The organism is Aliivibrio salmonicida LFI1238 (genome assembly GCF_000196495.1).
GTDB classification, from domain to species: domain Bacteria; phylum Pseudomonadota; class Gammaproteobacteria; order Enterobacterales; family Vibrionaceae; genus Aliivibrio; species Aliivibrio salmonicida.
The window spans coordinates 1,010,351-1,035,536 of record NC_011313.1 but is presented as its reverse complement, the minus strand read 5'-3'; the positions used below and the strand labels follow the sequence as shown (position 1 = coordinate 1,035,536).

The window sequence follows — 25,186 nt, the reverse complement described above, 5'->3', positions numbered from 1 at the left end:
GGATTCCTATTCATTGGTGTCTTTTGCGTACTTTAACTAGGCACAGCTATTGAGGTAAGAGACAGTTTCCTTTATTTTATTGGGTACAGATTGTGGGTTATATTGGGGATCAGGCAGGGACGATGAAAAAATACCAGCAAGTGAAAGCGCATATTCTACAAGGTATTGAAAAAGGATTGTATCTTTCAGGAGATAAACTGCCCTCCATTCGAGAGTTAAGTGAAACGTTGTCGGTAGGAAAAAACACGGTTATTCGAGCCTATGAAGAGCTTGAAGCAAAGCAGGTGTTGGTAGCTCGTGATCGCTCTGGCTATACCGTGGCAACTATTAATTTTCATCGAGAATTTCAAGCAAAGACGTTAAATGCGCCGTCTGACATTGATTTATTATCTCTTAGCAAGGCCATTTTAAGTCAACCGAATGAACATAATTTATTATCAATGGGCTCTGCTCATCCTGATATTGATTTCCCTGCGATACGAACTTTATACGCAGAGATTGGCCGTCACAGCCGTCAACAAGCGAATATTCCAAGTTGCTATCAAATGCCTCCGGGTAATGCCTCTTTACTTAAATACATTGCGAACATCACTCAGGATTTGGGTATTTCTGTATCGACTCGTGACGTGTTGATTACGCACGGTGCTCAGCAAGCCATCAGTTTAAGTTTGCAAGCGCTAACAAAGCCTGGAGACATTGTTCTTGTTGATTCTCCCTGCTATTTCGGTTCATTGTTATTGCTTGAATCATTGGGATTAAAAGTGATAGAGATTCCAAACCATTTTAATTATGGGTTAGATATTGAGGCAGTAGAACAAGCGATAAAAACGTGGGATGTGAAGGCGATTTTAATCAACCCTACGTATAATAATCCTACGGGTTATACGCAATCTGAATCTGCTCGCAAAGCCTTATTAAAAGCGACAACGGGCATTCCTTTTATCGAAGAAGATGTGTTTGGTGGGTTATCTTATGAAGGGACGGTAAAAACGTTCAAAGAATTGGATACCGAAGATCGAGTGATTTATTGTAATTCATTATCTAAAACTCTCGATTCACGGTTACGGATCGGGTGGATCCTCGCTGGGAAGTATCAAGCCAAAGTAGAAAAGCGATTGATGTCTGAAAATATGGGCAGTGTAAATCTGATTCAATCTGCGGTGAGTGATTTCTTGAAAAAAGGCAAATATAAGCAGCATATCCATAGAGCACAGCGCAGCTATAAAAGTAATCAAAAGCGAGTGTATCAACAATTAACAGAAGCTCTGGATAGCTATGCGAAAGTAAAGCAGCGTTATTATCTTTCTCAACCTGAGGGGGCTTTTTATGTTGGTTAACCTTGCCGCTTGGAACCGATGGTACAGAGATTTACCAACAAGCGTTGGGTGAAAAAATCAGTGTACTACCGGGAACCATGTTCTGTACTCAAGATCAATTTAAGCATTGCATCCGTATTAGCTTTGCCTCTTATCGCGATAATGAAAAATGGAACAACGGGATAAAGACATTGGCTAAAATTATTGCGGAACACTGTAAATAAATCCCCTTAACCATCATCTATGACGTAATTAGCGTAATAGATGGCATCTTAGTTTGAGATACGTTAGATTCGGTTCTCATTAGCTCACCAAAGTCAGAGGTTACCATGTTCAGTCAACGTCCCGTTAAGCCAGCTAAAACCATTGATAATGTCTATGGCAGCGCCTTTTATCACCTTGAAGCTAAAGATCGAACCATAAACGAATTACGAAAGAAATTGATTGCGAAAACGGATAATCAAGAATGGATTGATACGGTTCTGAATGACTTAGTTGAACGCGGTTATTTAAAACCAGATAACGATTTTGCCATTAAATTTGTTGAGATGGCTTTTAGTTCTGAAAAAGGCAGTCAGTTCATTTTGTCTAAGTTGAGAGAAAAAGGGATCAATGAATCGATTGTTAACGAGGCGATTGCTTATGTGACTAATCGCGATGAAATTTGCGAAGTGACTTTACTTAATAATCGATTAGCGGATATGAATTTAGAGTCACTCTCTAGTGATAAATTGTACGCAACCTTAACCAAATATGGGTTTAAATCAGCAGACGTTCGAGAAGCGATAAAATCTCACCCAGTGGCGTCAACGTTGTCATCAAAAATGCAAATTAAAGCCGATAAAGCTGACATTGTAAAAGAAATAGAAAAGCTGGCTCGTAAGCTAAAAGGTAAGTCAATTATCAAACGAGAGCTAAAACAAAAACTGATTGATATATCGAATTTTGATGAAGAAATTGAAAAGTTAGAATTGGATGGAACCATTGATTTCTACGAGAACTGCCAAGCTAGATTGGATAAAAAACGCTTTGATTTAAGTAAATCAAAAGAAAAAAGCAAAGCGTATGCCTACCTTTATTCTCATGGTTTTAGCTCTGATGAAATCAAAGAAACCCTTTCTAGCTAAGACTAGAGGTCATTGAATAACCGTAAAAAGACAGATTTATAATGGTAAGTCGTTAAATACTTAATAATCTATAATGAAATGCGTCACATTTAAGTTTGGGAATGACGATACCAAATCAAGTGTATAAAAAAAGCCAAGTGCACGCACATTTAGCTTTCAATTAAAAATCGTCAACGTATTTTAGGAGGAGACCCCCACTCTTCACTTGAAAAGCGTTGGCGGGTGCTTCTCTATTCAACCAAGTGTCGAGTACACGTCGCAGTGTATGTAATGAGATTGGCTTATCTAGACGGTCATCCATAAAATTGTTAATCATATCTAGTTCACGCTCTCCTGACTCCCCTGATAATGCAATGATGGGGGTTTTGGGAGAATACGCTTTAATTATTTTACTCGCATCAAAGCCATTCATTATCGGCATTTGTACGTCCATCAAGATCAAGTCTACCTGGTTCATTTTAACGATTTCTACGGCATGTTCACCGTTGTTTGCTTGTAAGCTATTAACGCCAAGTTGGTTTAGATAGATTTGAACAAGTGTCCGTTGTACTTCTTTATCATCGACGATGAGCACTGTGGGAGCTTGGTTTTCTATTTGTATATTGGTTTCGGTTTTATGTTCATTATTTGTTTGGTTTTGCATCCTGTCGTTGATATAAGACGTATGGAATGTTTCTGCTTTTGGAGCATTGTGCACAACAGGGAAGTACAAGTGGAACTCAGTAAACTCACCAAGCTTAGATTTACACTCAACTCTGCCGCCAAATGAACGCATTACGCGTTGGCAATATCCTAGCCCTAAGCCGCTACCCCCGCTTTTTTGGTAAGAGAAAAAGTCATCGAAGATCTTATGAGAAATGGTTTCATCAATACCTGGGCCAGAATCTCGGAATATTAAAACATTTTCATAGATGTCTGTTTTGGTGCTAATTTCAATTTGACTGTTTGGATAGGAGTCAAAATAGTAGATCGCATTGCGTATCAGATTAAAAATAATGAAGTTGAATAAGGTTTCATTCAGTTTTACAACAAAATCAGCGAGTTGTGGTAGGCTAATTCTCTCAATAATAGTTTCATTTTCAAAGCCGTAATGACTTACTGCCTGATTCACTGCTTTATGGATTGAGGTCATGGAAATTGCGCCATGCATAGGCGAACTATCACTGACTTCTCGCAAGATGATATCAATTAACTGTCGTCCGCGTTGAATTGCCGCTTGACCATTCTCAATATCAAGTTTGATCTGTCTTACTGGTGCCTGATCATCAATGTGTCGTTTTAAATATTCAAAATACAATTGTACTTGAGCAAGCGGATTACGCATTTCATGAGCAATAGAATTAGCGAGTGCACGGCTTTGATGGATGCGTTTATCTGCGTCAATGGTACTTTGTATCTGAGTTAACAAGGTCTGTAGCGCAGAGATTTCTTCATAAGAGAACATTTTTTATTGATCTTATGCGGCGACACTAATAAATGCGTGAGCGATTTTCCTTGGCTGAACAAAGGCAAGACCAATGCTGTGTCGCTAGAATTCATCTTGTCATAAAGTGTTCTCATTGAGTGTTTAGTTGAAACTTTGTTATCCGATTCTTCTGAAAGCTCATCAAACAAGATCACGGATTTGTTCGATGAAAGGTAATCTTCGTAGAAGATCTCACTGTAGTTACTGCTGACGAGACGCAGCTTGTCGTTTGGGATTTGTAATAGGTTTCCTAAATGGCGTATTCCATCATCAATCGATAGTTTGAAATCTTCTTCTAATGCTAGAATTTTCTGAACTGGTGTTTGATTACTTCCATAAATCAAAAAAGAGGTGAAATGACTCACGCGTTTGTAGAGTGGGTGCCAGGTAATGCCAATAAGCGCACAGATTGGTATTGTCATTAACCATTGGTTACTGTCGGTAAGCGGAATAAATATTGTGCCGAAAGGTAGGGCTAAAATTGCACACACCAACAGTGCATTGAGACATAGGTAAGTGAGATACTTGATACTGTAGAAGCGAGAGGTCAACAGGGCATAACCAACAAATAAGATCTCACTAATGGAGAGTGTTGGTGGCAACCAAGTCAGTGAAAAATCACCCATGAAGTAAGTGATAGCAATGTGAATGGTTGCAGTAGAAAGCATGAACACCAATATGCCAGCAATCATGTAGTTTGTTTTAGCCAATGTTAGCTTACTGCTGTTGGTTCGCATTGAGATTAAGTTGATCAATGTAAGTGAAAGCAAGCTTATCAGACTAATGAAGAAGTAGGATGTATGAGGACCAAACTCGATAACAAATTGACTTGGGCCTGTAATATCGACGCGTTCAATGGTTAAAGCTGCGTGTAAATTGATATAGAGAGAATAGGCCGTTAGGCTGACAAAAACCACTTGTTGCCACAGGTGGACTTTACCTTTGCGTTGTTCAGCTGCAAGCTGGCAAGAAAAGTAGTAAGCAAAGGCAAAGGCAAAGAAAGAAGCTAGGTTGGCAAATTTTGCGGCAAATACCGCGGCTGAATTTCCGAATTCAGGTAATAAGTCAGTATGGAAATAGGCATTGCTACTGATCCAAGCGATAATACAGACCGAGTATGCGATGTAAGTTATATGGTGTGTACCAAAGATCACTGCGTTCTTTTTTTTAAGACTATAGCAATAGTAAAGTAACCATATGCTCATCACGACAACGGTCGTAAGAAGCACTATTGCTTTGGCATATAAAATAGCGCTTAGGTTGAAATCAAACATATGGACTCTCTTTTAGTGAATCGTGTTTTCTGTGCTCTTACGAACCGCACGTTTATAGTCTATAAAATCAGTGAGACTGAATATGTTGGACATCATTTTGAAATATAAGCACAATCTATGCCAGTTAACTTAAGGCTGACTCATTATTATTGGAAAATAACCTCTACATTGAATAAACAATTATAAAAGCAGATCTTTTTTGCACTATTGTGTTGGGTTCGTTAATTCTTTGTTTTTCAAATTAAAGTCCTAAGTGTAAACACATTTCAGGACGAGACAAGATTGAAGAACCAGTCACAACAACAGTTAATTAGTGGCATAAAATAAAAAAAGGCCAACCGTCATTTGTAGCCGGTTGGCCTTTTATTTTTATTAAGAATAAAAAGCCTCGTGATTTTAGAGAGATAAACCACAAAGCATAAAGGGGAGAAATTTACAAAGAATAGAAGAAGTAAATTTGTGATTTCATTCGAATAATAATACCTCGAATAACATCTAAGAAAGCCATAAAGCCAACGGGTTTTTCTCCAGAGATCCACGCTAAGCCAACCGACCCAACAGGAATATCATAACCTTCGCCTTCTTCAAGTTTCAAACGAACAAAATGGTGCTTGTTATTGACGTTTAATCCTGTGGTTTGACGAACATTGGTTTCACGACCAAGTAAATTAGCTTGTGCTTCTCCTGTCGCTTCGATAATACCTTCTACTTCCGCGATGAATACTTTACCAGGGTAAACCGCACTTGAAAATTCAGCAGGGCGACCCACTTTGACATTACGAATAGCTTGGTGGTTAACTCGCATCAATACATATTTTTCATTTGTGTACATTTGCATACGAGGAACAGTACCGACATATTGCCCTTCACGAAGAATGAAGTTGGTCACATAGCCATCAGCAGGCGCGTAGATCTTCGTATTGTCTAAATTCCATTGTGCTTGAGTGACGTTTTCTTTCGCATTAGCCAATTCACTTTCTTTGGCTTTTACACCGAATTTTGCATTGTCTAAATCCAAAATCGCTTTTTCGTTTGCTAATTTTGCTTTGTCTAATTGAGCAACGGCACTAGCAACATCGATTTCACCGATAGAAACTAACGTGCCTTGTTCATCTAATGCGCTTTGTGTAATCGTATTTTTTACTTTACGATTTTGGTCTACGTAGCGTTTTAGCGTGATTTGTTTGTATTTTAAATCTTGGTTTTTAGATTCGATTTGTTTTTGACTTACGACAATGTCACTCTCAGATGCTGAAATTGCTTGGTGTGCGAGTTTTACATTTTGTTTGGCTACATCAAGACCGACTTCACTGGCTTCTTGTGACACATTCGCCTTATTAAGCGCGATTTGATAAAGCTCGTCATCCAGTTCATACACCAATTGACCTTTCTTCACTTCTTGATTTGGTTTGATATAAATGGTTTTGACTGTGCCTTTAATCTGGGTACTTGCCGGTCGTAATTGAATGTGAGGAGATTGGACGACGGAACCACCAGATAAATCCATTGGCGTATAGTTTAATAAACCAGCCCATACAAACAACAACCAAGATCCGCCGCCAATGTAAGCAAAACCTTGTGTGAATTTATTCCAAGGCATACCTATCATTCGAAGCAAATAAATAAACAGTGCCCATACGGCTAATCCCTCAAGCATTATGGCTCTCCTCTTGAGTGGATTGAGTCTCGGCGTTTTTAGTCACCGGTGTTGTTGGTTGACGCCAAATATCTCGGATTTTGATTAAGGCTTTTTCTGCATCAACAAACGCACAAATTACGGCTAATACCCAGACCCAATGCCAGACAAAACCTATCCAGGTGAGAGCGGTAATTAACCCTATTTGTTGATGTTGTTTACTGTGTGCTTTATTGATTGGTAATTCATGAAGTTTCCAGAAACCATAAGCGAGAGCGATGATGCTTCCTAGCATGACGACGCTTGCAATAACATGTAGCCCCAGATCCTGACCTGATCCAACAAAAGGCATACTGACTAAACTCATAAATGACTAACCTCAAATAATAATGAACGCACAGCATGTGTTTTATTATGTGAAGACACGATGGTTTGTGTTTGTTTATATCAATAATTGTTTATAAATGATGTATTAAAATTTTTATTGAACTTAACCGTTAAAGGTTTTCTTTGCGGTAATGCTGAGGAGTGACTCCATAGAGTCGTTTAAACGCGACTGAAAATGAAGCAACATTTTTATAACCAACCCGTTGTGATATTTCTTCCATGCTAAGTGGCGAGGTCATTAATGTAATGGCTTCATCGCATACGCTGTGCTGAACAACATTGGTAAACGAAATGCTTTGCTCTTGTAATCGACGTTGTAGAGTGAGTGGTTTCATACCGACTTTATCGGCAACGAACTCAAGTGTTGGGTAACCAAAGAAAAGAGCGTATTTTGTGAGCTCAAAAACCACTTTTATAAGGTCTTGAGGTTGAGGAATAAGCATATAACTCATTGCTTGTTCTACCGTAAAGGCTTTTACTTGCGGTGTTGGTAGTGTGAAACGTCGTGGACAAGTAATGTCTTTTACTGGAAACCAAACTTGAGTATTTGGGCTGTTCCATGTAATAGGGCAATTAAAAATGGCTTCAATTTCACCGTGTTTTCCTATTGGGGTTCCTGCTAGATGAATAGCAATAGGTTGGTAATCGTCTCCATGAAACAGTTTGAGTAAACGTAAGAAAGAGCCCGCCGCCAAAATGCTTTCATGGATGCGAGCTTGAGGGAGAAGAGTCGGTGTTAATATTCGCCATTTAACGATCGAACCGCTCAACAGCATGTTTACTTGAACTCCCGATTGCAGTGCATTATGAATGGTGTTCATGCATTTTATTGCCATACCTAAATTGGTTGAGCTTGCTAATAATTGCACAAAAGGACCAAACTGTTTCAGGCTGTTTGACTGAGTTAATTTAGCGGTGTAGGCCGGATCTTGAGTTAAATTTTCTATCTTACACAGTAAGGTTTCAAGATCTCGAAGTGGCATTAATTTCAGTTCGTAGTTAAATAAACTCGGTGGCATATTAAAATCAGTGACGGCTAAGCCATAATGCTTCATCGCGTGGTCAATCAGCATTTTTGCTGTATGCACTCGAACGAGGTAAATTGCGTTTTGTTTTGCCATAACTGTCTTATTTCTCGAACAAATAAAGAGGATTATAAAGAAGGATTAAGCTTGAAACTAGAGGGGATTGGAGTTGATGAATGATCAAAGACTGATTTAGAAGGGGATTCTCTTTTTTTTACTATGAAAAAAGCCTATTTAATTAAAAAATAGGCCTAATATTTAGGGCTCATCTTGGGCTAGTTGAGTCGTTATTAAAAATTAATTAATACCCTAAATCCTTGGAGTAAATGAATTAACAAGCAAGCCATTCATTTACTGTTTGTCCTGCAATGACATTATTGGTTTGTTTCAGCAAGGCTAAAAGGTAATTTTCTCTTTTTATATCAATGATATTGTGGATGGTTTTATCCAAGTGTTTCTCGCCAAAATGCTTACGTTCTTCTCGGATCTGTGAGCGATCTCGGTAGCTTAAATTATAGACTTCACAAGACAATAAATTGAGCGCTTCGTTTTTAATAAACCCCCTTGCCTGAAGTAACGTAATTATTTTTCTATCTAAGAATGTCAGTTTGCTCGATTTCATGGTTAACCCTTATTGTCAGCTAAACACATCCATATGAATAATTAATGTTATCTTGCGTTTATTTCTTAATAGTGAATGTATAACAAATAGATTGGTGATGAATGGGCATCTGAATATTAATCAGGGTAAGAATGCCGTGTGAGATGAGAAATTACGGGTAAATAAGTGAGGGATAAATGGAATAGATCATAGACATTAAAGGAAGAGAGTAGCAAAATGTAGACAACATTGAGACAGATAAATTAGTTATTTTTCAGTATATTAGGGGGTTACCGTGTTTAAAGGAAAGTGGAATGACGATATTCAAGGTACAGCGTTGCATCCTGTTATTATTGAAATTATTCAATACGTGAAAGCGAAGACGGCAGAGAAGGTTGAAACAGGTAATTATCCATTGCCTTATGATGAGTCAGTCTATTTTATTGTCGATGATAAAACCGAGTTAAGAGAAAAACGTCGCTCTGAAATTCATCACAAATACCTTGATGTACAATTGATATTAGAAGGCACAGAAACCTTTGGATACAGTAACTATCCGTTACTGTCGATTGAAGATGACTATCTTGCAGAGAAAGACATCGCTTTTAGCAATGATGTTCAAGATGAACAATTTGTCACATTAACGGCGGGAGAGTTTATTGTCTTTAATCCTAAGCAACCGCATCGACCATTAGTGGCCGTTGATGATAAACCTGCGGCGGTGAAGAAGCTGATTATTAAAGTGAATAGTGCGCTGTTGGTGTAGTTAATTACATTAAAAAACAGCAATAAAAAAAGCCCATGTATCCACTGAAAAGTATTGAGAGCATGGGCTTTTTTAATGGTTTACCTTGTTGGGTATTCAGACCATGTTGTGCCATCAAGAGACACGTAAGGTTTGTTGTTGTATTCCATTACTGTTGTGCCAGAGTTCTGCGCCACCATTTTTGTTTTTGGTAGTCCTTGAGTTAAGGCTTTTGGATCAAACGTTGTCTTGCTGTAAATATTCTGCTCTAAAATTCGACTCACCAATGTTGATACGGCGAGATAACTCGATGCCGCATTAATGTGAACCGTCTCTCCTGTGCGAGTAATGTTCTCGCCAAAGATCTTCATTCCTACTGGTGTGTGAACAATCGCTGATGATGGAATTTCACGCATGCCTGCTATTTGCATTTTATCACCACGCATCCCCGCACCATGTTCTGGTACAAGCATAACAACTACATTTCGCTTTGAGGCTTTAAGCGTTTGGAAGAAACCGTATAAATCATCAAGTAGGTTTTTCAATCGAAGTTTGTAGCTCACTAATCCGACTTTGCCACTGGCTTTGATAATACGATTACCATCATGCAATGAAATGGTGTTATAAAGTGCCACCGTCGATCCATCTTCTGCGTTTTCTCGTTCTCCTAACCAGCGATTAAGGACATCTTTATCTCGGTATATTGGCGAGCCATCGAACGCGGATTGATATTGAACTAATCCTGCTTGTGACATTAATGGGGCTTTTAAATCACCATCTTCTTCAAGCAACCCTAAAAAATCATCAAATTTACCATCGTGGTTTAACACTAGGTTTTCTTGGTAACCTAGTTTTGCAAGATCATCAAATAAGAAGCATTGCTTAGAGGATGGTGGAGAAAATAGCTCTTGGTGTGTTTCTTGTCCACAACTGGCTCTCAATAAACGAATAACGGCTGGGCCACTGTAAGAGGTTGCAGCACTGAAGTTATCAAACATCACATCAAACTCTTTAAACAGAGGGTGATTCTCTAATCCGGCAATTTCAATGTCATCCCAAGCGACAGAACAAATACTTAAGAAAAGAAGATCAAACTTAGCGGAAGGTGCCGTGGTTGGAAACGTCACTTTACGTTGCGCTTCATTTTTAAAGAATAGCTCTTTGGCTTGGTTTAATACGGCGTCATTCACAGGGCCACTTTCATCGTTGTTGGATAGAGAAGGTGTTGTTGTTTGTGTAATGACCGGTTGCTGAGCGGCAAGAGGGATTTCTTGTTGTTCAGCAAAAAAATGTTGAGGAAGGCTCATATAAATTAGAGCAAGAACCACAAAGACAGAGATGCGGAACACTTGATTTAAAAAGTAGTACGCAAAGAGTAATACAAAGAAACCAAGTAATGCCTGTGTAGAGATAAAACGACCCGATAACTCGATAAGGTAGCTGAGATTAAACTGCAATAGCTGCCCCATCTGGCTCCATAAGCGATCTAAAGGGGGGAGGAAAGAGTCAAAGTGCAGCAACCATAATCCAGCAGGAATCGCGATGCATTGGCGCATTACCTTTAGTGCTTTAGGGGTTAATGGAATAAGTAAAAAAGCAACGAGTGCGAAGTTCTCTAGCGGGTGAAAGCTGATAATGTCTTGTGAAAACAAGCCTATCTTAATGATGAAATAAATATTCCACCAGCCAAGGCCATAAATAGGGGGGTGCGATGCGTTTGTTTTCATTTATCTGAACTTCCATTATCTTCAAAGTGATATTTAACTAAGTGTTTTGGCTTTCGGATGTACGTGGTATATAAGCGCCATACTGCGGTCGCGATATCTCGTAAAAAATAGCCAATAAGTAAACCAGAAAGACCGCTGAACAGAGCGGTGAGTATAAAGTCTTCAATATTCATCGTGTTAAAACTCCAGCGGTTTATGCTGCGCAAGAATAAGTTGTGCTGATGAAGCCGACGAGGTGTAAGGGGGGCTATCGGTGGGAGTTAACTCTTCATCAATACTGACGCTGTGTTCAAGTATATTCGGCAATTCATGCTCCACTCTTCCTGATGTGGTAAAACTGGTTTGACTTGAGAAAATATCCCGAATTGGTAATGTGAAAATATTGTGTAATGCGATAGGGAGATCACTCATGCGTACCCCTTGCAAGAAAAGGTAAATGGCATCGTGGCATAAGGTCATTACATCTCCCTCTCTTTGTATGTTGCACATGCTCAAATAAGAGTGAGGGTTAATATTGGGAAGGATCTCTAATTTAATCAATGCAAATTCAGTTTGAGCCACATCGAAGTGCTTAAGAAGCTCTCTAGTATAGCTTATAAAAGCGTCATTGTTAATGTAGCCTTTTATTTCTGTGGTTTGAAAACTGAAATTAAGCAGCTCTTCTGTCGTACTTGGAAGTGGGCGAGTCAATACTTGGCCGCGTAAGATCTCAATGGAGCTAAGCATGCTTGAGAATCGAGTCCCAAAGTGAACAATAAGGTTGATGCCAGATTGAAGTAAGTACATCTCATCGGAATAGCGTAAGCAGGAATGCATTTCTCTTACGATAATTTTTATATTTTGGCCAAAGCGTTTACGTAACAGATAGATCCTGACTCCTAACTGGCGAACTTCGTCTTGTTTTGAACAGCTAAATACGATAGTTGCTCGAGACACGCCACTTAAGTGTCGATCTAACTCTTCATTTGTTGGAGAACATATCATGGTGTCGGCTATTTTTTGATTGTTCTCAATGGCTGTTTTTGAAATATAAATGGCACTCTCATCATCTATATTAAGAAGCGTTGTTGGTTGATCTGTATTTATTTTTGACTGTACAACGAGTGAATTTTTATCACTGAGGGTAAGGTAAGTTTCACTCTCGCTTTTCATTCCGGAGTCCAATCCCCAATAATAAACGTGATACAAATAGGTGTTTTTGTCTATGTTTTGTAAGGTTGAATAACCGACACATAAATCAGGGCGTTGACTAAGTAGTTTTTTTATTAAATGAATGTCTCGGCCATATATTAATAAATTGATAGTGAGTTTTTTGTCTATAGCGAATTGTTTCAGTTGTTCAAAAAACACAACGTCCTTATGTTTCAAATTTGTTGCTAATATGCTGTCGGGAATAATGATTATGACTGACGTATTCTTTTTTATATGTAATTCTTTTATATCGTTATATACATGATTCAGTGAATTAGAGTCTTTATTCTTATTGAAAAATATGTTTGTACAATCTGTATTTAAATTATGTTTAAAAGTGAATACGTCAGACTCTTTCAGCGAGCTTGTGAATGAATTGAGTGAGGATGCACATATAAATGTATGAGTATTTTCTTTTTTTATTAACGTTGATACATGATTTAAGATAGGCGCCCTAGTGCTAAATGTAGTTGTATAGACACTTGATTTTAGTTTTTTATCTTTATTTTCAAGTGGGTAGTTGTTTGTTATCATGATTGCTCACTCAGATTACATCGTAGTATAATATATTGCTAAGATAATTTTATAACAAAATAAATACAATTTTGTACTAATATAATGTCATATTTTGTGTTGAGAAAATTAGTTTATATTCTTTTTTTTAATATGTATTTAATCTTAAATTTATAAGTCTATCTATTTATATTCAAATCTCATATGTGAGACGTTTAGTGAGTATTATATTCGTACGTTAATGTAATAGAATTAATTGTTCGTTAAATGCTATTACATCACTAATCAAGGATACTACTTTATGGCTAAGCCCTTTAGTCAGGATATAACGGTTTTATTTTCAGCCTTTGATACAAAAGAGCGTTCATACAATGAGTTAAGTGAAGAAGAACGTTATAGAGAAATAAAAAAATCATGGAATGCATTAGAGTTACTGTCCAAGAGTCATATTGGAAAAAATAATAAAATTCAAAACAATAAAAATTATTTAACTCCAGATTTTAATGATAATTCTATTAATAATAAAGTGTCAGCGTAATGAAAAGAATAATTATCACGGGTCTACGTGGTGGTGGTGGTGCAACAACCGTCGCGGCAAATTTAATTCAATCGGTAGTGGCACTTGAACAATGTGCTCATGTCATTGATATGCGTCCTGAAAATTTAATGCGTCTGCATTTTGCGTTAGATTTATCGACCACTGATGGATGGGCGAAGAGATGGCTTTCTGGAGAGTCATGGAAAAATGCCGCTTATATAAGTAGCGGTGAACTGCCTTTTGTTCCTTATGGGGCATTAACGGTGGATGAAATTGATAGCGTGACACAAAGATTGGCTGAGTTACCTCATGGTTTGCTTGATGTTTTTCCGAGTCAACCTGAGGTTGCGGATGAATGGCAGTTGATTTTATTGCCAAGTGTTAATGAGCTTAACCATCGCTATACCGCGTTGCTTGATAGTGCCGATATGGTGCTGTGTGTGATTAATGCCGATATTCAAAATTATACTTACTCTCAGCAAAGTGCTTTTTTCCAATGCTTCAATCAACGTCATCATCCTTACTTCTTAATTAATGGTTATCAGCCGCTTAGTGAGAACAGTGTTGATCTTTCTTTGGTATTTAAACAAGAAGTTGCTGAGCAGTGTTTACCCATGTTATTGCATCACGATACGTCCATTCCTGATGCCTGTTCGCAATTAAGTAATGTGATCGATTATGCGCCACACAGTCAGATATCTCAGGGGTTTAATGAACTTGCGTTTTGGCTTCTAACTCATTTTTCCGCGAAAACCATGGAAGGTATATAACACTATGTTTGGCTGGCTATCTCTGTTTTTCCAACCCATATTTATGAGTCAATTTCGTAAACAGTTGCATTTCTATACTCAAGATAAAGCGCCTTCTTATGCGAGTCAGCTTATTCTGTCTGTGTGGTTTGTGGTGTGTTTTTGCTTTTTAAAATCAAAAATAGCAGGAATAGACAGCTGGAAGCTACCTCACTTTTTATACCCGCAAATTGATTTTTCACACATCAAACTTTTTGATCCTTTGCGTATGTCCATTCAGACGGTGTGGTTTTTAATCACAGAACCTAAAAAATTGACGGGAACCATTTCTCTTACACAAGGGATCAGTATGGTGTGGAAACAAATAGGACGTCTCTTCTATTTGCCACTCAAAGGATTGACGTTTGTTGTGAGTTGGTTAGAGAGTTATTCAAGCCGCCATGCGATTGTCTCTAAAGAAAAGAGATTAAAAAAGCCGTCGTTATCAACTCGTGTTTTAAATGTCGCCATTGGTTTTGTTGTTTGTGTTCTTGCGATATTGTGTTTCACCATTCCTTTTAGCTTAACGGCTCAAGCGTTCTTTCTGGTTGCCTTATGGTCACTGGGTATGATGTTTAGACGCATGCCAGGTCGTTTTCCTACCATCTTATTAATTACCTTATCGGTAACCGTGTCTTGTCGTTATATATGGTGGCGCTATACGTCTTCTTTAAACTGGGATGATCCCTTTGCTCTGTTTTTAGGCTGTGTGCTGTTAATGGCTGAAACCTACGCGTGGATCGTTCTTATTCTTGGGTATTTTCAAAATATTTGGCCGTTAAATCGTCAGCCGGTGTCATTGCCTACGGACCAATCAACGTGGCCAACGATTGATATGATGATCCCAACATATAACGAAGATCTTGATGTGGTTAGAGCCACGGTTTATTCGGCATTAGGCATTGATTGGCCGAAAGAAAAACTGAATATCTTCATTTTAGATGATGGTAAAAGAGAGTCATTTAAAGAATTTGCTGAAGAAATTGGGGTGGGGTATATCCGTCGACCAACCAATGAGCACGCGAAAGCCGGTAATATTAATTACGCATTAAAACAGACTTCAAGTGAATACGTTGCCATTTTTGATTGTGACCACATACCGACTCGTGCTTTTTTTCAAATGACGATGGGCTGGTTTTTAAACGATGAAAAATTGGGGTTGATTCAAACGCCTCACCATTTTTTCTCTCCGGATCCATTTGAGAGAAACTTATCTAATTTTGGGGATGTACCGAATGAAGGCAGTTTGTTTTATGGCTTAATTCAAGACGGTAATGATTTATGGGATGCGTCATTTTTCTGTGGGTCGTGTGCCGTATTACGTCGTGAACCATTAGAAGAAGTCGGTTGTATCGCGGTTGAAACGGTAACAGAAGATGCACATACGTCGTTAAGAATGCACCGTTTAGGTTATCGTTCTGCGTATTTAAGAAAGCCATTGTCTGCGGGGCTTGCAACCGAAACGTTATCGGCTCATATCGGTCAACGTATTCGTTGGGCACGAGGCATGGCTCAAATATTTCGTGTGGATAATCCATTATTAGGTAAAGGGTTAAAATGGCAACAACGCTTATGTTATGTCAATGCGATGTTGCACTTTTTATCGGGGATCCCTCGGATCATCTTCTTGCTTTCTCCTCTCGTATTTTTGCTTTTACATACTTACATCATCTATGCGCCTGCCCTTGCGATTATTTTGTATGTATTGCCCCACATGGTTCACGCCAGTATGACGAACTCCCGTATGCAGGGAGAGTATCGTTATTCATTCTGGGGCGAAGTGTATGAAACCGTATTGTCTTGGTACATCGCAAGACCCACTACCGTGGCTTTATTTGCTCCTCATAAAGGAACATTTAACGTGACCGCAAAAGGGGGGCTAATTGAAAATACTCATTACGATTGGACGATCTCTAAGCCTTATTGGCTATTGGTTATTCTCAATGTTCTTGGCATTGGTTTTGGTTTGTACCGTTTAGGATGGGGTCCAGACGATGAACTCGGCAGTGTGGTCGTGAATTTACTGTGGGTATTTTACAACTTACTTATTCTTGGCGGTGCGGTAGCGGTGGCTGAAGAATCAAAACAAGTGAGGAAGGATCATCGTGTGGTGGTGAACATACCCATGTCGATTCATTTACCGTCAGGACACAAAGTACGTTGTGATATTAAAGATTTCTCATTGGGTGGTTTGAGAGTGGAGTTGCCAACGTCCGTTGAGCTGTTCTATGGGCACAAGTTAGACATTATTTTACAACGAGGAGAACATCATTTTGTTTTCCCTGCAAAAGTGACTTACAGCAGAGGTAGGGCATTAGGTTTGCAACTCGAACCATTTACAAAACAACAGAATATTGATTACGTGCAATGTACGTTTGCACGTGCCGATGTATGGACGAAATGGCAAAACAGTTACCAAAGCGACAAGCCTTTAATGAGTATGCTTAGCGTATTTAAAATTGGTGCAAAAGGCTACAGAAATACAATCGCTTACAGCCCTAAAGGGGTGAGAGTTATCGCTCAATTTATAACAATAATAAGTGAATTTTTGCTCACGTTTAAACCAAAAAAAGTCAACCTTCAGAGTGCAAAATTATGTGGATGAAAACTAAAATAAACGTCATAGCAATGGCGATAGGCTTGGTCAGTTTGAATACGAGTGCGACGACGCCTTCTATGGCAAACGAGAACCGTTCGGCACAAGCAATGAATGGCGAAATGGTGACCGCAATGGTATCGCCAACCATTACCAAGAAGACATTCAGTTTTAACGATCTTGGTTATGGGCAATCGATTCAATTAAAAGGCAGCGAAAGTACCGCGTATATTGGCTTTGGTTCTCGTTTAGATGAAGTGGTTTCACAGGCGTCACTGCATTTTGAATTAACCCCATCGCCCGCATTATTGTCGTTGGTTTCTCATATTAAGGTGTATTTTAATAACGAGCTGGCTGGTGTTGTGGCCATCAATAATGGGATGCAAGGAAAATCGTCTGCGATTGATTTGAACTTAGACCCTCGTTTATTTACCGATTATAACCAACTTAAATTTGAGTTAGTGGGTAATGCATCGTAAGCGTGCGGGGAACTACACCTAACAAATAAAATTCATTATGCGTATCTTACGATCTTTCATTTAACGAGAACGTAATTATGCAAAAAGATAAAAAGAGAACACCAGAGCAATGGCACGCTCTATTTGAATCTCAGCAATCTAGCAAGCTTAGTGCCGCTGAATTTTGTCGTAACCATAATATTCTGCCAAAGACATTTAGTGCACGTAAAGCACGATGGAAACAAAAGATTAACGCTTCTACTTTCTTGAAAGTAGAAGCGTTAACATCAACTATCATCGCCACTCCACAATTACCAGATATTCAACTTTCTATCGGAAAATTGCGATTAACATTGCCAGCTAATACTGAACCTCACTGGATAGGACTCTTATTAAAAGGGTATCAATCATGAATGTATTTACTGATGTTTCCACCATTTATCTTCATCGTGATTTTGTCGATTTTCGCAAGGCCATTAATGGCCTTGTCGTGATTGTTGAGCAAGAAATGCAACTATCACCGTTTAGTGATGCTCTATTTATATTTTGCAATAAGCCTCGTGATAAACTCAAAATATTGTATTGGGATAAAACAGGATTCGCTTTATGGTACAAGCGATTAGATGAAGACCGCTTCAAATGGCCACGAAATATAAATAACGATACGTTAGCATTATCAGAGCAGCAACTGACACTGCTATTACAAGGTTTTGATATCTTAGGACATCAACCGGTACATTATCAAACAACCCTTTAAATAGTTGATTCTCAGTCAAGAATAGGAGGCAACCGATTGATTACCTGTATTATCGTTATATAGTCATCTACATGATTGATAAAATAAAACCACTTCCTGATACCATTGACGAGCTGAAAGCACTTGTGCTTCAGCTTGAAAATAAATATAACCGTCTTCTAGAGCAATTTCGACTGGCTCAACATCAGCGCTTTGGTAAAAGCAGTGAATCTGACTCGACTCAATTTGATTTATTCAATGAAACAGAAGAAGAAATCATCATTGAAAATGATGACACACAAACGATTACCTACACTCGTCAAAAGCCAAAACGCCAACGCTTACCTGAAGACTTACCGCGTACTGTTATTATCCACGACATAAAAGATAAAACTTGTAAGTGTTGCGGTCTAGAGATGCATGCGATGGGTAAAGACATCAGTGAAAAGTTGGAATTTGTACCAGCTAAAGTGGAAGTTATTCAACATGTTCGTCCTAAATATGCTTGCCGAAATTGTGAAAAAAACAATACTTCAGTAGACATTAAACAAGCCCCAATGCCAGCGTCACCAATCCCTAAAGGGATTGCGACCGCAAGTTTACTTGCTCAAATTATTACGGCTAAATTTCAATACAGTCTTCCACTTTATCGTCAAGAAACGTTATTTCAGCAATGGGGTATCATTATTGGACGGCGAACGATGGCGGATTGGTTAATAAAATGCTCGGTACTATTTACCCCTCTTAATAACGAGTTACATCGTATTTTGCTTGAACAACCCACTCTGCATTGTGATGAAACAACGGTAAATGTGTTGGATGTTGAAAAAGCAAAATGTTATATGTGGGTCTACTGCTCTGGCTATGATTCTCCAGGCTCTGGTGTTTTGCCTGGAATTGTACTTTATGATTATCAATCTAGCAGGCATGGCTACCATCCAGTTAACTTTTTAAAAGGTTATAACGGGTATTTACATACCGATGGTTACCAAGGTTATGAACAAACTGAAGCGATTTTAGTTGGCTGTTGGGCACACGCACGTCGACGATTTATTGAGGCTCAACGTGTTCAAGTAAAAGGGAAAACAGGGAGTGCAGATTGGGTATTGAGTAAAATCCAAAAGCTATACCGGATCGAATCGTTATTAAAAGAGGCTTCCCCTGAAGCCAAGTATGTTGCTAGGCAGACAGAAGCCCGCGATTTACTTAAAGAGCTCCGTGATTGGCTTGATAGCGCAGTTAGTCGAGTATCACCTAAAACAAAATTAGGTGAGGCGATTAGCTATACATTAAATCAATGGGATAAATTAGTTCGTTATATTGATGATGGATTGTTATCTATTGATAACAATCGAGCAGAGCGAGCGGTTAAACCGTTTGTTATCGGCCGGAAAAACTGGTTATTTTCGGGTTCAACGGCTGGTGCAGATTCAAGTGCAATGCTTTACAGCATTGTAGAAACAGCAAAGGCAAACGGATTAATCCCTTACGATTATATTAGGTATTGTCTAGATCGTTTATGTGTTGGATCGCCAGATATCGATTCACTTTTACCTTGGAATGTAAAAGACAAGGTGTAGTTCCCCGCACGCTTACACAACAATTGCTTCGCAAACAAACTATAAATTAATGGCTAAGTGGGGATTGCTTTCAGCCATCGCTGCGATTAATGGTTATGTTTGCGTACTTATGTACTCTCGTGGCGAAACTGCATTCGCAATGTTAACGTTAGTATTAACATCTCTTGCCGTTTACGTATTTGGAAGTAAAAAAACATACGCTTATCGTTATACTTACCCTGGTATCGCAGGGATGATTCTCTTTATTATTTTCCCTTTGATGTACACTATTGGGCTTGCGTTTACCAATTACAGTGCGACAAATCAGCTTTCTCTAGAGCGTTCTCAGGCGGTGCATTTAAGCAAAACATTCCAAAGTGGAAAAAGTTATCCTTTTACTTTAATGGATCAAGGTAACGGTTATGCGTTAACGATAAAAGATGCAGGGCAATTATTGGCAACAGAGTCATTTGACCTAAACCAAGATGCAGATAGAACTCTGGCTTTGGCACCAGTTGAGTCTATTCGGGGCAAAAAAGCAAAGATTAAACAGATTATTGCTAAGCGTCCTTACCTTAATTTAATCTCATTATCACTGCCTTCTGGTGAGCAAATTAAAATGAGTGGCTTGCGTAAATTTGCAGCGGTTGGACCTTTATTTACTTTACAAGAAGACGGTGAAACACTGTTTAACAATAAAACAGAACAGTATTTCAAAGCGAATCATGAAATTGGTTTTTATCAAGAAATTAATGATAACGGCGAGTACGTAGGTGATCCTATTTCACCTGGTTTTGTTGTTAATATTGGGACAGCAAACTTTGAACGTATTTGGAAAGACGATGGCATTAAAGAACCGTTTATCAGTATCTTTATCTGGACGGTTCTGTTTGCAACATTGACCATCGTATTTACTTTAGCGATAGGTTTAATATTAGCGTCTGTTGTTCAATGGGAAGCGCTAAAAGGCAGAGCGGTATATCGTTTACTAAGTAGTCACGCAAAAGTTATTGTGAATTTTTCGCCGTAATAATTTAATATGTTTTTGATGTTAATACTGAGGTCTTCAAACGTTTTGAACGCTTCACATGGTAACCATTCATATTTTACTTTCTTCCACAATATCTCAATGATATTGAGCTCTGGAGAGTACGGTGGTAGATAACAAACTAATACATCATTCATCAACCACTCATGCAATTTTTGTTTAAATTTTGCTGACCTATGAAAAGAGGCATTATCTAAGATAATAAAGCATGGCTTATCGTTTTTTCGTGCGTTGATAAAGTGCTCAAATGCATCAATTACTGTATCGGTAGTTACTCTTCCTTCCGTTGTTTGAAAACTCAATTTACCTTGTCTACTTAAGAAGCCAAGAACATTGAGCCGTTTGCTGTGTGAATGAGCAGGCCTTAGCGATTGAACACCGATAGGTCCCCAACAATAAGGAAGATTAGATTTCTGACTAAAGCCTGACTCATCAAAATAAAAGAGTTCACATTTATTCGTACGTTCCATTTCAATCAATGAATTCAATATATTACTGAAATTATTGAATTTCATATCGTCACGCTTTAACTTTAATGAGTGTCGGGCTCTTTTGTAACTGTAATCACTTTTTTTATATTTCGTTTAATAGTGTCTAAGCTGGATTTTTTACCTGTTTCTTCTTCAAGTATTGCTTGTGCTCGTTTAAGTTGATGTGGCTCTTCATCAACCAATGACTTCAAACGATATACTTCTGCTTCTGTGTAAATAGGTTTTCTACCTATACGAACAGCGTCATACAATCCGAGCATTCCACAGGCTTCCCAATGGTCTATCCATGACGATATGGTCTCAAATTTAGCGTCTAAAATATCAGTTAACGCTAAAATAGAGTAGCCTTTATCACTGAGAATAATCGCATGTGCTCGTATTCTTACTCTATTTTTTGGATGATTAGCGATCGCTTCTTTTAGGGTTATTTTTTCATTGTCTGTTAAAGGATTAACTGCTTTCATTATGATATAGACACTGACGTTAAAATACTCATTTTAATACCATATGGATATATGGATATATGGTAAAGGCGAAATCTTCATTCTCGAAAACTTATCATTAACTACTTAGTGCGAATAACGTTATCTTTCCTTGCTGGCAATATAACAAGCTCACCTTGACTATTACCTGAAGCGATATAGCCTAACTGATCATGATCTGATGCTTGCCAGTTAAAAGGTAAGCTAATGAAGGCCGTAATACTATCTTTGGTTGTACCACCTAAATCTAAACGATAGACAGGGTTTCCCGTTCCATCTTTACTCCAAATACCATTTTGTTCGTTTACAAACACCGCAGGTTTTGGTGAAGAAGCCACATAACTGTAATTATTTTGCACTGGCGTGCGCGTAACTTGTAAACCAATGGACTTACCTTTTGTGTGCATGGACAAAGATATCTCTAATTGCCATTGTTGCCCCGCAACGGAACCGTATATTGCTTTAGAAGGAGAGCCAGAAAATACTTTGTTGAGGCTTATGAATAATCTGCTCCAATCGGGTCAACTCATCAACGACTTCCCAATCTTTTGCATCTTTCCCCCATGTGGAATGCAATAACCACTTTTCTAGTTCGGTACGCTTAAAAGCATTGATAATTATAATTGAGATAAATAAGAGAATTGAACTAACCATAAATGTGGTCAGCATCCAAGGAGCAATAATAGAACTAATACTAGTTCGACCTATTAAACTATAAATGTTTGACCTAAATTGCATAGAAAATACAAACAGTTGGGCTGCAGTAGATGCCCCTTTCAGCCCATACCCAAACCGCTCCATTGGTGAATGACTCGTATCTTTAAATTTATCATGGCTCTCCCACGTCTCTAATCCTGTCGCGATTAAGCCAAATAAAGATACCGCAGCGGTTGTTTTGGCAAAGGTTGCTAAACTTTGTCTAAGTTCGTATGAATGAGTATTACTTCGCAATGCTATTTTCAGTGACTCTGAAAGCAAAGATTGGTTAGTCGCCATCTTGCCCCAGGCTACATCTCTCCACATTGCTGTGACAGCTGATACCGCATAACTCGTCGCATAGGTTGCTTCTCTAACAGCAGGGTCGGTCCATAAATCACTCTCTGGATGTTGCGCTGCTTTATGATGGATATTTTGAAGCACTGCAGCCGTATTCCAAAGGTTAAGGATGGCGACAATCCCACCCATCTTGCCCATTTTATTCCAAGCTGCTTGAGTGGATTGTTTGCCTTGCTGCCAACTGCGCTCTATTGCTTCATTGAGCATTTGCTTAGCGGCATTATTGACGCCTTCATACTTGAGCATCACCATCACAGGAAGTTCACTACTCAATAACTTTTGCATTCTTTGTTAAGCGCTGCGCATGGTTTGTATTTGATGGTTTTTCGGTGTCGGTTGCCCTGATGGTAGCTGACTAATTTGACGAATGATCATCATTTCTGCATTCATCTTTCGCTGCCACGCGGCAAAGTGTGCAGGATAATCTGGGTTATGTATCACAATTGCCTCGGGGTTAACCAACGCTTCTAATATGACCAACCTTAAATTACTGATCACCCCCTGAGGTGTTGTTGCTGTGTTCATTTGATGTGAAAACAGTAAATTCGCGATCCCTCGCCAACTCTCTTTAGCTTGGCCTATCACCGCATTTTGCAGAGCAATGAAACTTAACTGTACAGGCTCAGCTAATGCTTTAAACCATTTATTATCTTGAATTCGAATATCATCAGTAAAACCTCCCCAACTCGCTATCGCTCCCGATAATGCCCCCATATCACCTGTACTATCCATAGAAAGAAGGTGATTACTCAGCTCTTCCACATGATCATTAAGCGCTTGTAAATTGTCGTTTGAAAAACCTAATGATGCTAATCCAAATAGTGTTTTTGGGGAGTCAAGGGAAAGTGCGGTTTCTAGGGTGGCGAGCTCCTTCTCGGTATTAACCGCTTGTTTTATTACCTGTAAATATTGGCTAATTAAACTTAATAAATAAGTGAGGTGGGCTTCATCTTGATTATCAATACCAATGACTAATGGATCAGTTCCCAGCAGCTCAAACGCCTCCATAAAATCTTGATAGAGCATGGCAATACGCTTATCTTGATCTTTAAGTTGGGTGTAATGTTGAGTAAGAAACTCATCTAATTCATTCCAATTAACCTCATCACTGAAGAGAGTATTCTTTTCCCAAGCGGTTTTCTGCTCATCACTGGGCGTAAAATCGTACTTCTCTTTTAGTTCAGAGTGTTTCTCTAACGCTTCTTCTTGAAGTGGGGTAAATGGGGTATTGCCAATGCTTGGGTTTGAATCAAAAGCAGCAGACTCTTTATCTGCCAGAGATTGAATGGCTAGATATTCGGTTAACTGGCGTTCAAATTCCAATACCTTCATTGGATCATCGTTAATTTGCTCAGGTAACTCCTCAGGCTTTAACCTTACTCGACCAAGATTACGTGTAATTTCAGCCATTTGCAGTTTATGGATATTATCTTCATCTTTGTGTATTGCACTGCGTAGTGTGATTTCTTCTGCAAGTGGTAAGAATAAATCGGATACATCCGCTAAAGGATCATCAAGCGCAATAAACATCCCACAATCTTGAGCTGGTAAATCGACTCGATAATCGACATCCCAACACCCTGGCTTATCTGCTACATGTTTAAAGCTGTCGGTTTGAGTTTGAGCTTCAGTTGAAGTTAATGGTGTGCAAGTCGAATCAAAAATCCCTGTTGGAGCACCATTTACTCCAATATCTGCTGCATAGTGACCAAGCTTAGAAGAAAGTCCTGCATGAGGGTGAGCTAAAGTCGATTTAAATTGTTTTAAATTAATCTTACGCATCCATAATGAGCGATTAGTTTCATGGGAGCGCATATGCTCACACAATCGCCATGTCCAACGTTGATGGGCAAATGCCATATAGATCGTATTCTTTGCAGGGTACACTAAGCAACTCTTCGTTTCACCTTTGCTACCTCGTTCATTAGCGGGCTTATCGGCTTCATCGCTTGACCAATCAATTTTAGTAAACTCATACCCTTCAATTTGATATTCATGAAACGTTGTATCTGTTTCATCATACACATACAACCAACCATCACGGAGTTGTCTTAACGTATACCGACGCTGCTTAGACGTAAATCGACCTTTCCATTGTGGGTCAGAGGCTGGGAATGGGTGCATCTGTAGCCCTTGCTCATTCATATCGTCCAAGGCATAACGAACGGGAATAATACCGATATCACTACGCTGAAAGGGGCACAAGCCAGCAGGACTTTTTGCGTCACGGGTTGATGCGCACATAGCAGCTTTGCTGGCAGTACTCATTTAATACTCTTCCTTATAATGTATTTAGCATTTACTCTGACTGGTGGTTGCTTACAAAAAACCAACAAGTAAGATTTCTTGTAAAATCGAGATGTGAAAACTCTATATAGGTGAGAAATAAGACACAATAAAATTACACATTTTTAGGTCTAAAAATAA

The 25,186-nt window shown here is 38.7% G+C and carries 20 protein-coding genes and 3 pseudogenes; 11 read left to right on the top strand and 12 right to left on the bottom strand.

Annotated elements, in window-relative coordinates; translation table 11 throughout:
• Positions 1 to 122: 122 nt before the first annotated feature.
• Together VSAL_RS20940 and VSAL_RS20935 are read left to right on the top strand one after the other, a co-directional pair.
• A pseudogene (locus tag VSAL_RS20940) lies at positions 123 to 1,540 on the top strand (aminotransferase-like domain-containing protein).
• A gap of 105 nt (positions 1,541 to 1,645) precedes the next feature.
• Positions 1,646 to 2,443: a RecX family transcriptional regulator gene (locus VSAL_RS20935; RefSeq protein WP_012552197.1), complete on the top strand. Its 798-nt coding sequence runs from the start codon at positions 1,646 to 1,648 to the stop codon at positions 2,441 to 2,443.
• A 160-nt stretch (positions 2,444 to 2,603) separates the two neighbouring features.
• On the opposite strand, the pseudogene luxN reads toward VSAL_RS20935, so the two are convergent.
• From luxN to VSAL_RS20910, 5 genes and pseudogenes are all read right to left on the bottom strand, one after another.
• Positions 2,604 to 5,182: pseudogene (gene luxN / locus VSAL_RS20930) on the bottom strand (quorum-sensing autoinducer 1 sensor kinase/phosphatase LuxN).
• A gap of 433 nt (positions 5,183 to 5,615) precedes the next feature.
• Positions 5,616 to 6,839, bottom strand: coding sequence for an HlyD family secretion protein (locus VSAL_RS20925; protein WP_012552196.1), 1,224 nt, complete (start codon positions 6,837 to 6,839; stop codon positions 5,616 to 5,618).
• The gene (locus VSAL_RS20920) at positions 6,832 to 7,185 is read right to left on the bottom strand and encodes an MFS transporter (protein WP_012552195.1); all 354 of its coding nucleotides are present in this window, start codon (positions 7,183 to 7,185) and stop codon (positions 6,832 to 6,834) included. The genes VSAL_RS20925 and VSAL_RS20920 overlap by 8 nt, the downstream gene beginning before the upstream one ends.
• A 130-nt stretch (positions 7,186 to 7,315) precedes the next feature.
• Positions 7,316 to 8,326: an AraC family transcriptional regulator gene (locus VSAL_RS20915; protein ID WP_012552194.1), complete on the bottom strand. Its 1,011-nt coding sequence runs from the start codon at positions 8,324 to 8,326 to the stop codon at positions 7,316 to 7,318.
• A 235-nt stretch (positions 8,327 to 8,561) separates the two neighbouring features.
• Positions 8,562 to 8,852 carry a hypothetical protein gene (locus VSAL_RS20910; protein ID WP_012552193.1) on the bottom strand — a complete coding sequence of 97 codons (291 nt, stop codon included), beginning with the start codon at positions 8,850 to 8,852 and terminating at the stop codon, positions 8,562 to 8,564.
• 274 nt (positions 8,853 to 9,126) lie between these two features.
• Here VSAL_RS20910 and VSAL_RS20905 point away from each other — a divergent pair, with 274 nt between their 5' ends.
• Complete coding sequence (locus tag VSAL_RS20905) at positions 9,127 to 9,597, top strand: YhcH/YjgK/YiaL family protein (RefSeq protein WP_012552192.1); 471 nt, start codon at positions 9,127 to 9,129, stop codon at positions 9,595 to 9,597.
• A gap of 80 nt (positions 9,598 to 9,677) precedes the next feature.
• On the opposite strand, the gene bcsG is transcribed toward VSAL_RS20905, so the two are convergent.
• Genes bcsG through bcsE form a run of 3 tightly spaced genes read right to left on the bottom strand, consistent with a single transcriptional unit; the run spans position 9,678 to position 13,028 of the window.
• Positions 9,678 to 11,303, bottom strand: coding sequence for a cellulose biosynthesis protein BcsG (bcsG, locus tag VSAL_RS20900; RefSeq protein ID WP_012552191.1), 1,626 nt, complete (start codon positions 11,301 to 11,303; stop codon positions 9,678 to 9,680).
• On the bottom strand, positions 11,300 to 11,476 hold the full coding sequence (locus tag VSAL_RS23695) for a hypothetical protein (RefSeq protein WP_012552190.1): 177 nt from the start codon (positions 11,474 to 11,476) through the stop codon (positions 11,300 to 11,302). Before VSAL_RS23695 ends, bcsG begins: the two co-directional genes overlap by 4 nt.
• Before the next feature lie 4 nt (positions 11,477 to 11,480).
• Complete coding sequence (gene bcsE, locus VSAL_RS20890) at positions 11,481 to 13,028, bottom strand: cellulose biosynthesis protein BcsE (protein WP_012552189.1); 1,548 nt, start codon at positions 13,026 to 13,028, stop codon at positions 11,481 to 11,483.
• Between the two features lie 280 nt (positions 13,029 to 13,308).
• Between bcsE and VSAL_RS20885 the strand changes: the two genes are divergently transcribed.
• The 8 genes and pseudogenes from VSAL_RS20885 to malF all read left to right on the top strand — a co-directional run.
• Positions 13,309 to 13,545: a hypothetical protein gene (locus VSAL_RS20885; protein WP_012552188.1), complete on the top strand. Its 237-nt coding sequence runs from the start codon at positions 13,309 to 13,311 to the stop codon at positions 13,543 to 13,545.
• On the top strand, positions 13,545 to 14,315 hold the full coding sequence (gene bcsQ, locus VSAL_RS20880) for a cellulose biosynthesis protein BcsQ (RefSeq protein ID WP_012552187.1): 771 nt from the start codon (positions 13,545 to 13,547) through the stop codon (positions 14,313 to 14,315). The genes VSAL_RS20885 and bcsQ overlap by 1 nt, the downstream gene beginning before the upstream one ends.
• Before the next feature lie 4 nt (positions 14,316 to 14,319).
• Positions 14,320 to 16,938, top strand: coding sequence for a UDP-forming cellulose synthase catalytic subunit (bcsA, locus tag VSAL_RS20875; protein ID WP_012552186.1), 2,619 nt, complete (start codon positions 14,320 to 14,322; stop codon positions 16,936 to 16,938).
• Entirely contained in the window at positions 16,929 to 17,408 is a 480-nt protein-coding gene (locus VSAL_RS20870) for a cellulose biosynthesis cyclic di-GMP-binding regulatory protein BcsB (protein WP_044583606.1), read from the top strand. Before bcsA ends, VSAL_RS20870 begins: the two co-directional genes overlap by 10 nt.
• 77 nt (positions 17,409 to 17,485) lie before the next feature.
• The gene (gene tnpA, locus VSAL_RS20865; protein WP_012548925.1) at positions 17,486 to 17,800 is read left to right on the top strand and encodes an IS66 family insertion sequence element accessory protein TnpA; all 315 of its coding nucleotides are present in this window, start codon (positions 17,486 to 17,488) and stop codon (positions 17,798 to 17,800) included.
• Positions 17,797 to 18,144 (top strand): IS66 family insertion sequence element accessory protein TnpB, encoded by a 348-nt coding sequence (gene tnpB / locus VSAL_RS20860; RefSeq protein WP_012548924.1) that lies wholly within the window; start codon positions 17,797 to 17,799, stop codon positions 18,142 to 18,144. The genes tnpA and tnpB overlap by 4 nt, the downstream gene beginning before the upstream one ends.
• Positions 18,145 to 18,215: 71 nt before the next feature.
• Positions 18,216 to 19,703 (top strand): IS66-like element ISVsa2 family transposase, encoded by a 1,488-nt coding sequence (locus VSAL_RS20855; protein WP_012549818.1) that lies wholly within the window; start codon positions 18,216 to 18,218, stop codon positions 19,701 to 19,703.
• A 22-nt stretch (positions 19,704 to 19,725) separates the two neighbouring features.
• Positions 19,726 to 20,673, top strand: a pseudogene (malF, locus tag VSAL_RS20850) (maltose ABC transporter permease MalF); the annotation flags it as partial.
• 5 nt (positions 20,674 to 20,678) lie between these two features.
• Here the strand turns inward: malF and VSAL_RS23085 are convergent.
• The 4 genes from VSAL_RS23085 to VSAL_RS23070 form a co-directional block, all read right to left on the bottom strand.
• Positions 20,679 to 21,685, bottom strand: a protein-coding gene (locus VSAL_RS23085; protein ID WP_085941784.1) for an IS630-like element ISVsa8 family transposase whose coding sequence is annotated in 2 segments (ribosomal slippage) — positions 20,679 to 21,307 and positions 21,307 to 21,685 — 1,008 coding nt in all. Because the reading frame shifts where the segments join, the coding sequence is not laid out codon by codon here.
• Positions 21,686 to 21,786: 101 nt separating this feature from the next.
• A complete protein-coding gene (locus VSAL_RS23080; protein WP_083799323.1) occupies positions 21,787 to 22,110 on the bottom strand; it encodes a hypothetical protein in 324 nt (107 codons plus the stop codon).
• A gap of 55 nt (positions 22,111 to 22,165) precedes the next feature.
• Positions 22,166 to 23,044, bottom strand: coding sequence for a hypothetical protein (locus VSAL_RS23075; protein ID WP_083799322.1), 879 nt, complete (start codon positions 23,042 to 23,044; stop codon positions 22,166 to 22,168).
• Between the two features lie 6 nt (positions 23,045 to 23,050).
• A complete protein-coding gene (locus tag VSAL_RS23070; protein ID WP_083799321.1) occupies positions 23,051 to 25,027 on the bottom strand; it encodes a T6SS effector BTH_I2691 family protein in 1,977 nt (658 codons plus the stop codon).
• Positions 25,028 to 25,186 lie beyond the last annotated feature (159 nt).